12 protein-coding genes are annotated in these 12,656 nt (G+C 60.9%); 7 read left to right on the top strand and 5 right to left on the bottom strand.

Annotated features, from left to right (window positions below; translation table 11 throughout):
• Positions 1-193 precede the first annotated feature (193 nt).
• Together AC1DCM_RS20360 and dinB are read right to left on the bottom strand one after the other, a co-directional pair.
• Positions 194-562 carry a DUF3040 domain-containing protein gene (locus AC1DCM_RS20360; RefSeq protein WP_224167050.1) on the bottom strand — a complete coding sequence of 123 codons (369 nt, stop codon included), beginning with the start codon at positions 560-562 and terminating at the stop codon, positions 194-196.
• Between the two features lie 236 nt (positions 563-798).
• A complete protein-coding gene (dinB, locus tag AC1DCM_RS20355) occupies positions 799-2,061 on the bottom strand; it encodes a DNA polymerase IV (RefSeq protein ID WP_477519494.1) in 1,263 nt (420 codons plus the stop codon).
• A gap of 74 nt (positions 2,062-2,135) precedes the next feature.
• Here dinB and AC1DCM_RS20350 point away from each other — a divergent pair, with 74 nt between their 5' ends.
• Both AC1DCM_RS20350 and AC1DCM_RS20345 read left to right on the top strand, forming a co-directional pair.
• Positions 2,136-2,702 carry a hypothetical protein gene (locus AC1DCM_RS20350; protein ID WP_477519493.1) on the top strand — a complete coding sequence of 189 codons (567 nt, stop codon included), beginning with the start codon at positions 2,136-2,138 and terminating at the stop codon, positions 2,700-2,702.
• The gene (locus tag AC1DCM_RS20345) at positions 2,699-3,793 is read left to right on the top strand and encodes a polyprenyl synthetase family protein (protein ID WP_477519492.1); all 1,095 of its coding nucleotides are present in this window, start codon (positions 2,699-2,701) and stop codon (positions 3,791-3,793) included. Before AC1DCM_RS20350 ends, AC1DCM_RS20345 begins: the two co-directional genes overlap by 4 nt.
• 115 nt (positions 3,794-3,908) lie before the next feature.
• On the opposite strand, the gene AC1DCM_RS20340 is transcribed toward AC1DCM_RS20345, so the two are convergent.
• Positions 3,909-4,262 (bottom strand): Rv2175c family DNA-binding protein, encoded by a 354-nt coding sequence (locus tag AC1DCM_RS20340; RefSeq protein WP_442005587.1) that lies wholly within the window; start codon positions 4,260-4,262, stop codon positions 3,909-3,911.
• Positions 4,263-4,522: 260 nt separating this feature from the next.
• On the opposite strand from AC1DCM_RS20340, the gene AC1DCM_RS20335 reads away from it, so the two are divergent.
• Together AC1DCM_RS20335 and pknB are read left to right on the top strand one after the other, a co-directional pair.
• Positions 4,523-5,863, top strand: a complete 1,341-nt coding sequence (locus AC1DCM_RS20335) for a lytic transglycosylase (RefSeq protein ID WP_477519491.1) — start codon at positions 4,523-4,525, stop codon at positions 5,861-5,863.
• Positions 5,864-5,940: 77 nt separating this feature from the next.
• The gene (gene pknB, locus AC1DCM_RS20330; RefSeq protein WP_477519490.1) at positions 5,941-8,037 is read left to right on the top strand and encodes a Stk1 family PASTA domain-containing Ser/Thr kinase; all 2,097 of its coding nucleotides are present in this window, start codon (positions 5,941-5,943) and stop codon (positions 8,035-8,037) included.
• An 83-nt stretch (positions 8,038-8,120) separates the two neighbouring features.
• On the opposite strand, the gene AC1DCM_RS20325 is transcribed toward pknB, so the two are convergent.
• The gene (locus AC1DCM_RS20325; RefSeq protein WP_442005590.1) at positions 8,121-9,524 is read right to left on the bottom strand and encodes a class II 3-deoxy-7-phosphoheptulonate synthase; all 1,404 of its coding nucleotides are present in this window, start codon (positions 9,522-9,524) and stop codon (positions 8,121-8,123) included.
• Between the two features lie 66 nt (positions 9,525-9,590).
• The gene (locus AC1DCM_RS20320) at positions 9,591-10,382 is read right to left on the bottom strand and encodes a lysophospholipid acyltransferase family protein (RefSeq protein WP_442005591.1); all 792 of its coding nucleotides are present in this window, start codon (positions 10,380-10,382) and stop codon (positions 9,591-9,593) included.
• Positions 10,383-10,491: 109 nt separating this feature from the next.
• Between AC1DCM_RS20320 and AC1DCM_RS20315 the strand changes: the two genes are divergently transcribed.
• The 3 genes from AC1DCM_RS20315 to AC1DCM_RS20305 are packed head-to-tail and all read left to right on the top strand — an operon-like array spanning position 10,492 to position 12,645.
• Positions 10,492-11,280 carry an alpha/beta hydrolase gene (locus AC1DCM_RS20315; RefSeq protein WP_442005592.1) on the top strand — a complete coding sequence of 263 codons (789 nt, stop codon included), beginning with the start codon at positions 10,492-10,494 and terminating at the stop codon, positions 11,278-11,280.
• Positions 11,277-12,080 (top strand): alpha/beta hydrolase, encoded by an 804-nt coding sequence (locus AC1DCM_RS20310; protein ID WP_442005593.1) that lies wholly within the window; start codon positions 11,277-11,279, stop codon positions 12,078-12,080. Before AC1DCM_RS20315 ends, AC1DCM_RS20310 begins: the two co-directional genes overlap by 4 nt.
• On the top strand, positions 12,067-12,645 hold the full coding sequence (locus AC1DCM_RS20305) for a hypothetical protein (protein ID WP_477519489.1): 579 nt from the start codon (positions 12,067-12,069) through the stop codon (positions 12,643-12,645). The genes AC1DCM_RS20310 and AC1DCM_RS20305 overlap by 14 nt, the downstream gene beginning before the upstream one ends.
• Positions 12,646-12,656 lie beyond the last annotated feature (11 nt).

Genomic DNA, 12,656 nt, shown 5'->3' with positions numbered 1-12,656 from the left:
GGGGTGGAAAGTGGAGGATGGTGCAGCAAGGAGGACTGGGCAGTTGGGAGGACTGTGCAGTTAAACGCAAAAAGACCCGTTAGGGGTCTTTTGTGTCCCCTGCAACTCAGGGGCATGCACCAATTACGGCGCAGGTAATTATGGAATCGCTACTTGGAAGGATCCGTTTCCGGGCTAATGCTGGCGGTCACGCTCAATTGTCGTCGCGGCGACGCTCGTCCCAGCGCTCCTCAAGATTGCTCATGAACGAACTCTTGGACTTTGACTTTCCGGCTTTCCCCTTCCGGGCCTTGCCGAACGCCGCGCCCCGAAGAGTCGCAAAGTAGACACCTGCACCCATCACGACAAAGCCGAGGACACCAACGAAAATCTGTTGGAGTGACACGCCAACCAGCAGCAAAAGGATGCCTGCAATGGCACCCAGGACACCAATTATCACGTGCCGGGTTGACCAGCTGCGGATGGGATCCGAACCCATGGTGTTGGCAAACTTCGGATCGTCCTCATGAAGCTGCTTCTCAAGTTGCTCAAGCAGCTTCTGTTCATGCTCCGAGAGGGGCATCGCGACCTCCTTTAGTCAGCCAGCGTCTGGACGAATCGCGGCCTGTGCGTCTGTTTCCAAAACGATCGGGCCACGAAAAGCGTTCCCAAAAATTTCCGCTTTGTTAGCGGACACCCTGGGACCGACTGCTCAGGAAACAGCTGTCCAGACGATCTAAATATCTGTACTAATTAGGATAGTTTGTCAGGCGCTGTTCTGAAAGACGCGCGGAGGGCGCCTGCCCGGCTTCGCGGGGGTCATTGGGCGTCAGGAGTCTTGCCCGGATCCAGGAGCCTGGCCGGGAGCAGGGTTTTGGAGCCGAAGCGTTCCGCAACGCGGTCAAGGGCCTGCTCCGCGGCCCGCCAGTTGTCATCCCGCCGGTCAAGGCTGAGCTGCAGGGACGCCTGGCCGGCCGGTTCCAGCTGCTCAGCACGGACGCCTACAAGACGGACGCTCATGGATCGTGCCCCCAAGGACTCCAGCAATTGCACGGCAACCTGGTAAATAAGCTGGGCGCTGTCAACGGGAGTATGTACCGTCCGGCTACGGGTCACAGTGGAAAAGTCGGCGTATCGGAGTTTCAAAGCTATGGTTCGGGCCAGCATCCCGGAACTTCGCAGCCGCGCTGCCGTGCGATGGGACAACCTGAGGAGCTCCCGCTGCACCAGGGCGTCGTCTGCCGAATCTGTGGCGAAGGTCTCTTCTGCCCCGATGCTCTTTTCCAGCCTGGTAGGAGTGACTGGCCGGGGATCTATTCCCAGGGACAGTCGGTGCACATGCTCTCCGCTGGCGCCAAGGACCTTTTTCAACGATGCCACGGGCGTTGCTGCTACGTCGGCCACCGTCCGTATGCCGAGGCGTGCCAGCACCTCGGCGGTCTTGCCGCCGACGCCCCAGAGGGCATTGACGGGCAGGCTGTGGAGGTACGGGATGGTGTCCTCGGCGTCGATCTGGAGGATGCCGTCCGGCTTGCAGCGGGTGGATGCGATCTTGGCCACAAATTTGGTTCCGGCAATCCCCACTGAAGCGGTGATACCAAGCTCAGACCGAACCCGTTTGCGGATGAGATGGCCAATGTCCAAGGGGGATCCGAGACGGCGGATTGCACCGCCGACGTCCAGGAAAGCCTCGTCAACGCTCAACGGCTCCACGAGATCCGTGATGGAGGCGAAGATCTCCATGAGCTGCGCCGAAACCTCGTAGTAGAGCTTGTGGCGCGGGTGGATGATGACAGCGCCCGGGCACATCCGCATGGCTATGGCCATCGGCATCGCTGACTTCACACCTGTGGCCCGGGCTTCGTAGGACGCCGATAACACAACCGAACGTTCAGCAGGGAAGCCGACGATTACTGGCTTGCCCCGCAAGTCTGGCCGGCTGCGCAATTCCACGGAAACGAAAAAGGCATCCATGTCCACGTGGAGGATGCTGGTTCGCCGCTGTTCCCGCAGGGCATCCTGAGCGCTGCGGGCTGGTTCGCTGCCCACGCTTTGGGCGCTACCGGATGCTTCCTGACTCACAACGGCAATACTATGCCCGGCCACTGACTAAACTGGAGGCACAGTCCCCCGTCAGCCCAAGGAAGGATACCCCTGTGAAGCTCTTTGGAACTCCTCAATCGCGAGGGTTTGCCCTGCTCGCAGCGAGTGTCGCCCTGGCGGTTTCCGCCTGTACTCCGCCCACCAGCAGCCCGGCCCCATCCGCATCGGGGAGCTCCTCTGATTCCTCCACGGCTGCGCCATCTTCCCCGGCATCCCCTTCATCCTCGACTCAGGCTCCTGACTCGTCCGGATCAGCCGGACCTGTGCCGGGCGCGACGGCCACAGTGGGCGCCTTGGTCCCCGGCTTTCCGGAACAGCTCATCCCGGTGATGCCCAAGACGTCCGTGCGCTCCAGCAGCTTTGACAAAAACGTGTCTCCTACCACCGTTGCGCTCGTAGGAACGGTTAAAGCTCCGCCGGAAAGCGTGGTGGATTACTACAAGACATCCCTTGAAGCGCAAGGGTTCAAGGTTGTTCCGGGCGCCCAAGCCGTAGGCAACGTCACGTCGATCGACTTCATCCGCGGTGACGGTGAAACGGTCAATGTTTCCGTGAGGCAAAAGGAAGGCGTTTCCACGTTCACGATCGGCGCGAACGTGGYGGCCGGGTCCGTCAAGTGACACCGGTTTCCCAACTCCACACGGAGCAACTCGAGTTTATTGGCGGCGTAGCCGGGAAGCTGAATGAGTTCCTGGCGGTCCAGCAGGACATGATGGCTACGATTTCGCCCGATGTCGCTCCCCTTATGGGGTCAATATCGAACCTCGTCACCGGCGGAAAACGGCTCCGTGCGCTGATGTGCTACTGGGGCTGGCGGGGTGCGGGCGGTCCCGCCGGTGACTCGGACATCCTGACGGCCGGTTGTGCTTTGGAACTTTTCCAAGCCGCGGCCCTCATCCACGACGACATCATTGACCGTTCGGATACGCGTCGCGGGGGTCCCAGTGTGCACCGTCGCTTCAGCCAACTCCATCAGGCCAATGGTTGGGCGCTGGACAATGAACGCTTCGGCCATGCAGCGGCGATCCTGACCGGCGATTTGTGCCTTTCCTTCAGCGAGGAATCCTTCACGGAAATCGGACCCCGGGCAGCAGCAGGAAGCGAAGCACGCCGTATTTTCAATCTCATGCGGGCCGAGGTAATGGCCGGGCAATACCTGGACATTCTCGAGGAAGTAGCCGGCCCTGTACGCGATCGAGCGGGTTCCGTGGACCGCGCCACCTCGATTATTCGCTACAAATCCGCAAAATATTCCACCGAGCACCCCTTGGCCCTGGGTGGAGCGTTGGCAGGCGCATCCAAAGAGCTGCTGAAGGCATATTCCGCATTTTCCTTGCCCTTGGGCGAGGCGTTCCAATTGCGCGATGATGTCCTGGGTGTTTTCGGCGATCCCGAGACGACAGGAAAACCCGCGGGCGATGACCTCCGCGAGGGCAAACGGACAGTGCTCGTTGGATTTGCCATTAACCTGGCTCCCACGGATCAAGCCACGTACCTGGACGAAATGCTGGGGAAACCGGATCTGGGTGAGGACGATGTTTCCACAATCCGCAATATAATGGTCAACTGCGGAGCGCTTGATGCCACGGAGTCCCTTATTGACGAGCTGAGCGACCAAGCCTTCGCCGCCCTGGAAGAGCTGCCGGTGGAAGAATTACCGCTCACAGCATTGCGCCAACTGGCTGAGGCAGCTGTCAGCCGGGCCGCTTGATGGCACTTCCCAGGCGTTGAGACGACGACGGCGGTCAAGAACCGCCGTCGTCCGATGTTTAACTGCTTATGACGGAATCCAACTGTCGGCTAACCGACTACCGGGCGAGACTGCGTTACCAGGCGAGAGACTGGGCGCGACGCCGAATCTCCGTCTTGCGTCCTTCGCGCAATGCATCGATAGGCCGTCCGCGCAATGAATCGTCAGGGGTAAACAACCACACGATGAGTTCTTCGTCGTTGTAACCGGCATCGCTAAGAACCGCAATGGTTCCCTTCAAGCTGTCCACGACGTGTCCATCCTGAATAAACAGCGCCGGAATCGAGCGGATATTCCGCTCCCCCCGCCTGATGGCAACCAGCGCACGCTCATCCAACAGTCCGTGGACTTTGGTGATGGAAACTCCGAGCAGCTCGGCGACATCCGGCAGCGGCAACCAGTCGGAAACAAGGCTTTCTACATTACTCACGGAACAAGGTTGCCACGCCGGGCTGCCTGTCGCCTAGCCGAAGTACGACGGCGACCCTCCACGCCGGAGAAAGTCGCCTTTTCATGGGGGTGAATTCGGCGAGGAGATTTCCAAAGCGCGCGAATTGTTGTGCCTGATGAATAAGTGTGAGAGATTCACACTGATCACACTTGCAACATTGATAACATCAGTAACATTGGCAACACTGGTAACAGCGGCAACACAAACTAACTCCCGCTGCTGAGATGAGGACACATTCCATGACGACGCCCCGCTCGCCGAAACGAACCATGAGCATGCCGGTTATTGCGGCAACCACGGCTGCGCTTCCCGCCGTGGTTTTGTCCTCGCTTGCCTTGGCCCAGCCAGCCACGGCTGCACCGGCACCCCAGCCGCGCAAGATTCCCGCTACCCTCGCTGCAGCCATGAAGGCCCAGGCCACCAAAGTGGGCAATGTGATTCCCGCCCAAGCGGTTGCGGCGACGCTTCCGTCCGCCCTGCGGCCCATGACTCCCTCCGTACCGGACACCTACAAGATCGTCCGCGGAGACACCATCAGTGCCATTGCACGCCGCTTCAACCTGGACACGTCCGCCGTCCTGCAGTTGAACAAGCTCACGGCGACAACGCTTATTTACCCGGGCCAGACCATCAAACTCACTGGCACTGCCCCGGCCGCCCCTGACCAGGCGCCCGCGCCGGCGCCGAGCGCACCTTCAAATGCCACAACCTACACGGTGGTTTCTGGCGATACGCTGGGCGCGATCGCCGCCCGGTACGGTGTCCCACTGTCCAGCATCTTCAGCTGGAACAATCTCAGTGGCAGCTCCATCATCTACCCTGGCCAGAAGATCAAGGTCAGTGGGGACTCTTCGCCCTCGACTCCCTCTGCTCCTGCCCCGGCTCCGGCACCTGTGGCCACTCCCGTAGCCAACACTGGCTCCTACACCATCAAAGCGGGCGACACCCTGAGCTCCATTGCATCCCGTCACAACGTTTCGTTGTCAGCGCTGATGAGCGTCAATACAGTTTCGGCAACGACCGTCATTTACCCCGGACAGAAGCTCACCATCCCCGGCACTACGTCACTGCAGCCCGCCGGGGAAACCAAGCCCCTGGTGCCGAGCTCGTTCCTCGGCTTTACGTACCCGCCCGCTGTCGTCAGCTCCGCCAACGAGAACAAGGCGCTGCTGAACGCTTCGCCTGTCCCGAGCCGTGATGAAATGAAAACAATCGTGGCTGATACCGCCCGGCGCATGGGAGTCAGCCCCTCATTGGCACTTGCCTTCGCCGAACAGGAATCCGGTTTCGACCAGCGTGCGGTCTCCCCCGCCAACGCCATTGGAACCATGCAGGTCATTCCTTCCTCCGGCCAATGGGCATCTGATTTGGTGGGCCGCAAGCTCAACCTCCTAGATCCCTATGACAATGCAACGGCCGGCGTCGCCATCATCAGGGCACTCATCGCCACCAGCAAAGACCTCGACAACGCCATTGCGGGTTACTACCAAGGGCAGTACTCGGTCAGCAAGTACGGCATGTACGACGACACCAAGCGCTATGTCGAATCGATCAAGGCCCGGCAACGTACTTTCGGCTAGGCCGTTCCCAAGCACCTTCGGACGAGGCCCGGGTCCTTTGCGGATTCGGGCCTCTTCCCTGCCTCGTTTAGGATCGTATGGTGCAGGAACCAACGCAGGACCACCTCATCGGGACCACCGTGGACGGGCGCTACAACGTCCGATCACGACTTGCCAGAGGTGGAATGTCCACCGTCTACCTGGCCACAGACCAGCGCCTGGAGCGCGACGTGGCCCTCAAAGTCCTGCACCCGCACCTGGCCAATGACGAGACGTTCCTGGAGCGGCTCAGCCGCGAGGCCAAGGCCGCTGCGAGCCTGTCCCATCCCCACGTTGTCAGCGTGCTGGACCAAGGCGAAGACGGGCACATCGCGTATCTGGTGATGGAGTATGTCAAAGGCCATACGCTCCGCGACGTCATCAACCAGCAGGGTGCACTTCCACCGCGCCTTGCCCTCGCCCTGATCGATCCGGTCATCGAAGGTTTAGCGGCAGCCCACGGATCAGGACTCATCCATAGGGACATCAAGCCCGAGAACGTGCTCATAGCCGAAGATGGCCGGATCAAGGTAGGCGACTTCGGATTAGCCAGGGCTGTCACGGCCACCACAAGTACTGGCGCCTTGATCGGCACGGTCGCGTACCTCGCTCCCGAATTGGTGCTCGGCAAACCCGCTGATGCCCGCAGCGACGTCTACTCAGCGGGCATTATGCTGTACGAAATGCTCACAGGCAAGCAGCCATATGCTGGTGAGTCCCCGATTCAAGTTGCTTACCAGCACGTCAACGCCGTAGTTGGCCGCCCCTCCGAAGCTGCTCCCGGTCTTGCCGAAGATCTGGACGAACTGGTGCAGTGGTGTACTGCTGTGGACGCCGAAAACCGGCCCGTGGACGGCTCCGCCTTGCTGTCGGAACTGCGCCACATCCGAACCACACTGAGCGACGAACAACTGGACCACAGGCAGCCCTCCTCCCGGCCCCTCTCCCCTGGCGCTGCTGCTGGGGCAGCTGGTTCGGCGGGTCGCGCTTCCGGCGCCGCTCGGCAGGGAGCCACCCCGCAAGAGAACCCCACCGAGGCCCTTGCCACTACAGCATCGCCCACCGAATTCATCCCACACCAGAGCAACCCGACAACCGTGATGGCAGGATCTGTACGGCAACCACGCAACGCCGACCTGGCCCTTCCCGGTGTGGACGATGACCTGCGCCAGCCCAGCAAACGGGAGCAGAAGAAGCTGGAGCGGCAACAGGCTAAAGACCAGGCCCGGGCTGCTGCCACCCCGATGCGCCCCTTGCGTGAAGGCAATCCCCGGCGGCGCGCTGTTATTTGGACAGTCGTGATCGTGATCCTGGCGCTGCTGGCAGGTTCTGCCGGATGGTTCTTCGGCATGGGACCTGGATCTCCAGGCACCGTTCCCGATGTCAAGAACAAGACAGTGGCCGAGGCCCAACAACTCCTGCGAACAGCCGGATTCCAGTCCGAGCCTAAGGATGTATTCGACGACGACGTCCAGGCCGGGCTCGCCGTCGGGACTGAACCCAAATCCGGGGAAGTGGTACGGAAGTTTCAAACCATCGCACTTTTCGTTTCAAAAGGCGCACAGCTCTTCGCGCTCCCTGGGCTGACAGGTGGGACTCTTGATGACGCAAAGACGGCCCTGAACGCTGCCCAAATGACCCTTGGCAACGTCACAGAGGCTTTCGACGAAAAGATCCCCGCAGGCATTGTCATCTCCCAGGACCCTGCCCCGGGCAAAGAAGTCCGCCACGGCACGCCCGTTTCCTTCGTTGTTTCCAAAGGACCCCAGCCCATCCCCGTTCCCGATGTTCGGGGTTTGCCGCAGGATGCTGCCGTGAAAGCAATTCAGGATGCCGGTTTGAAGGCCGCTGTAGCCCCGGAGACGGTCAACGACAAATCTGTGCCCAAGGGCGCCGTTGTGGCGCAGTCCCCTGGCAACGGCACGCTCGTCCGCGGTGAAACGGTGACCCTGACGCTGTCCAAGGGACCCAAGCTGGTGAAAGTGCCGAGCTTTATTGGCAAGCAGGCCGATGATGCAGAGAAGGAACTGAAAAAGCTCGGTTTCAAAGTAGAGATCAACAAGATTTTGGGTGGATTCTTCGGCACAGTCCGCGATCAGAACCCAGTGAACACCGAAGTACCTGAGGAGTCAGTGGTGACATTGACCGTCGTCTAGCGAACCGGCGGGACGATTATCTGAAAGGTTCACGAAAAAAGGTGCGGTCCGGATTCATCCGGACCGCACCTTTCTTGTATCTACTACCGCTTGGAGAGAGCTCCTGCCACGAGGAAGGCCATCTCGAGGGACTGCATGTGGTTCAGGCGCGGATCGCAGACAGACTCATAGCGGTCCAGGAAAGCGTCCTGATCGATGGGATCTGCACCACCGAGGCACTCAGCGACGTCGTCGCCGGTCATTTCGACATGCAGACCACCCGGAACCGTTCCCAGGGAGTGGTGTACCTCGAAGAATCCACGTACTTCATCGATGACGTCGTCGAAGTTGCGGGTCTTGTACCCGTTTGGCGAGGTCACCGTGTTGCCGTGCATCGGGTCCGTGACCCACAGGACCTGGGCACCGGAGGCAGTAACGCGCTCGACGACGGCCGGCAGCTTTTCGCGGATGTTGGTGGCACCCATGCGGGTAATGAATGTCAGGCGCCCGGGTTCGCGGTTCGGGTCCAGCTTGTCGATGAGGCGCAGGGCATCGTCGCCGCTGGTGGTGGGGCCGAGCTTGACTCCAATGGGGTTCCGTACACGGGAAAGGAAGTCCACGTGGGCATGATCAAGTTCGCGGGTCCGCTCGCCGATCCAGAGGAAGTGGGCGGAAGTGTCGTAGGGCAGGCCGGTGCGGGAGTCGATGCGGGTCAGTGCGCGTTCGTAGTCGAGCAGCAGTGCCTCGTGGCTGGCGAAGAACTCAACCCGCTTGAGCGCCTCGAAGTCAGCACCACAGGAGTCCATGAACATGATGGCGCGATCAATGTCGCGGGCAAGGGACTCGTACCGGGCATGCGCCGGGTTCTCAGTGAAGCCCTTGTTCCATTGGTGGACCAGCCGAAGATCCGCGAAGCCACCTTGGGTGAATGCCCGGATCAGGTTCAGTGTGGATGCCGACGTATGGTAAGCCTTCAGCATCCTGCCGGCGTCGTGCGCGCGGGACTCGGGTGTGAAGTCGTAGCCGTTGACGATATCTCCGCGGTATGCGGGAAGTGTCACGCCGTCGCGAGTTTCATCGTTGGACGATCGTGGCTTGGCAAATTGGCCGGCCATGCGGCCCATCTTGATGACCGGCATCGCCGCACCGTACGTCAGCACGACGGCCATCTGGAGGATCGTCTTGACGCGTGCGCTGATCTTGTCCGCGGTAGCGGCTTCAAAGGTTTCTGCGCAGTCTCCACCCTGCAGGAGGAAAGCCTTGCCCTGGGCGGCCGCAGCCAAGCGCTCCCGAAGAACATCAACTTCGCCGGCAAATACCAAAGGCGGAACGACGGAAAGTTCCTTGACGGAGGCCTTGAAGACCTCGGAGTCAGACCACGTGGGCTGCTGGGAAATCGGCAGGTCCCGCCAGGCGTCAAGGCCGGGGTAATTTGCAGCCCCACTCTGGGCGGTGCTGGCGAGTGGGTCTACTACAGGGGGTGCGGTGTTCGCGGTTAGCTCAGTCACCCTTCAAGAGTAGTAGCCTCCGCCAAGGTTGGGGCACTGCAGGCGTAACTGTCCCTGCCGAATGCGTCACAGTCCCCCGCTGGCCGCTCCCCCGTCTTCCTTGGGTTCATCCTTGTCATCGGCGATGTCTGAAGGGGCCTCCTCGGCCGCTTTGACTTTACCCACGGTCCCGGGCCCTTTGCCGTCCAGGCGGGCCTTGACCACAGCTGCGTACTCGTCCACATACTCTTGTCCGGAAAGCCGCATCAGCTCGTACATGATTTCGTCAGTTGCAGCCCGTTGAATGAGCCGGTCATCCTCCATGCCGTAATAGCGGCTGAAGTCCAAGGGCTGCCCAAAGATGACACCGATACGCCGGATGCTGGGCAGCCTCTTGCCAATGGGCTGGACCTTTTCCGTGCCAATCATCGCCACCGGCACCACAGGGACACGGGTCTGGAGCGCGAGCCGCGCAACACCCACCTTGCCGCGGTAGAGCTTGGCGTCCGGACTCCGGGTGCCTTCGGGGTAGATCCCCAAGAGCCCGCCGGAATTCAGGACGTCCTTCCCGGCTTGCAGCGACAGCTCCGACGCGGCTCCGCCGGAGCGGTCCATGGGCAGTTGGTTCGTCAGCCTGAAGAACAGCGCCGTCAAGCGGCCCTTCATGCCCTTGCCGGTGAAGTACTCGGACTTGGCAAGGAAGATCACGGGCCGATCCACCATCAGGGGCAGGAAGATGGAGTCCGAAAAGGACAAATGGTTGGACGCCAGGATTGCTGGGCCGTTTCCGGGGACGTTGTCCAGCCCTTTGACCCATGGCCGGAACAGGAGTTTGAGAACAGGACCAAGAAAGATCCTCTTCATGACCCAATAGAACACGTTTGTCCTCTCACGGCCGGTTTACGGGCGTCCTTCCGGCCAAGCCGGTGGGACTCAACAGCAACCCTACTCCAGAGAGAAATATCGGTAAGAGTGACACGATGGAGCCATGACGGAACGCAACCAACCAGCCGCGCCGCTCGCTTTCCACCATCCCGGCCATGGAGCCAATGCTTCCACCGGAGTGGCCATCTGCCACGGATTTACGGGTAGCCCGCTGAGCGTCCTGCCCTGGGCCGAGTATCTGGCCGGGCAGGGATTTTCCGTTTCAGTGCCTTTGCTTCCCGGTCACGGAACCAGCTGGCATGATCTCGCCACCACACGATGGCAGGACTGGTACAGGACATTTGAGCGAAGCTATCTGGACCTTGCCGCCCGGACCGAGACGTGTTTTGTGGCAGGCCTGTCCATGGGCGGTGCCGTTGCCCTCCGCCTCGCTTCACTGCACGATGTTCCAGGCCTGGTCCTGGTGAACCCAGGGTTGAGTTTCTACGATCGCCGGGTCAGGTACGTCGGAGCACTCAAGTACGTCATGCCCACCACCTCACCCATTGAGGAAGAAAAACCGACGGCGGCCGCCACACAGGACGGTGACTACTCAAAGACGCCTTTGAAGTCAGTGCACGAACTGAAGAAGCTCTTCCGCCAGGCAACCCGGGCCCTCCCACAAATTCAAGCCCCGGCGCTGGTCTTCAAATCTTCAGTGGAYGGCGTCATCCCGCCCACTTCCGTAGCTATGATCAGCAGGCATATGGACCCTTCCCGACTCAAGGTCGTGACCCTCCCGGCGAGCGGCCACGTAGCCACGTTGGATGTGGATGCACCCACCATCTTTGAAGAATCGGCGCAGTTTTTCCGTCAGCATGCCGCGGACAGAGTAGCCTCAGAGTCATCATGAAAATGCTTCCCGATTTCTCCCCGTTCCTCAGCAACTGGACTGGCTCAGGCCCCCGGGTTGGCGTCGTCATGTCACACGGGTTTACGGGAAGCCCGCACAGCGTCCGGCCCTGGGCGGAGCACCTGGCAGCGGCGGGATATGCCGTCAGGGTTCCGTTGCTCCCCGGGCACGGAACTACCTGGCAGGATATGGCCACGCGTTCATGGCGTGAATGGCACCGGGCCGTTGATGATTCCTACAGGGAACTGGCAGGCGAATGCGATTTCGTGTTCGCGGCTGGACTGTCCATGGGCGGAACGCTGGCGCTGCGCATTGCGGCGACACGGCCCGTGGCCGGCACCATTGTGGTAAACCCCGGCCTGGTACTTGATGACCCGCGCGCCGTGATCGTTGCGGCCCTCAAGTACGTCATGAAGAGCACTCCGGCAATCGCCAATGACATTTTGAAGCCGGACCAGGACGAAGGGGCATATTCCCGCACCCCGGTTGCAGCGGCCCACGAGTTGAAGAAGATGTACAAAGACACTGCCGCGCTATTGCCCCGCATTAGTTCCCCTGTCCGGGTCTTTCGCTCCACAGTGGACAATGTCATCTCCAACGCCAGCCTCGAATTCCTTCGTGCACGGGTCCAGGCGCCCGTTGACGTCACCTACCTCAGCAACAGCCATCATGTTGCGACCCTTGACAACGACGCCCCTGAAATCTTCACGGGAACCGTCGACTTCATCCAAAAGACCATGGCGGCCCTGGCCGGCGACGGGTCTTCCCTCGAAAAGGACAAAGCCGATGAACAGGCCTGATCCCAACTCTGCCGATCAGAGCGCCAACAAAGACGACGACGCCGTCTGGCTGGATTTGGTGGCCCGGCTGGAGGCGACGGAATCCTTACCGCTCGGAGAGGCCTCGGAACCGGGCCGGCAGGAAAGGGACCAGGCAGAAACCGGGCCAGCCAGGGAAGACGCTCCGGCCAGGGAAGACGCTCCAAAGGGCTTCAGGGACTTTGATCCGCTGGGACTGTCTTCTCCATCCGCGGCAGCGGCACCTGATGCCCGAACGCCACAAGGAGAAAAGGAAGAATCAGACGGCAGGCCCCTGGGTCCCCGCGATTTCGAAGTGGACGACGACGACGGCGCCTTCGTTCCCGAGGAGCCTCCCAGCCTGGTGGGAACGGACCCGCTGACCATGCTGGCATGGATCGGCGCTGTAGGCGGCCCCCTCGCCCTGCTTTTTACGGCGATGTTCTGGCGTTCGGCACCCTTGCTGGCCATCCTTGGCATAGTGGTGGCCTTTGCAGCCTCCGTCGTCTACCTGATCATGCGGCTACCGCACGAGAAAAACGAGGACGACGACGGCGCACGCATCTAGGTGCGCGCGCC

The organism is Paenarthrobacter sp. 10N417, from assembly GCF_056394745.1.
The sequence above is the reverse complement of the archived record's forward strand: the minus strand, read 5'-3'. Positions and strand labels throughout refer to the sequence as shown.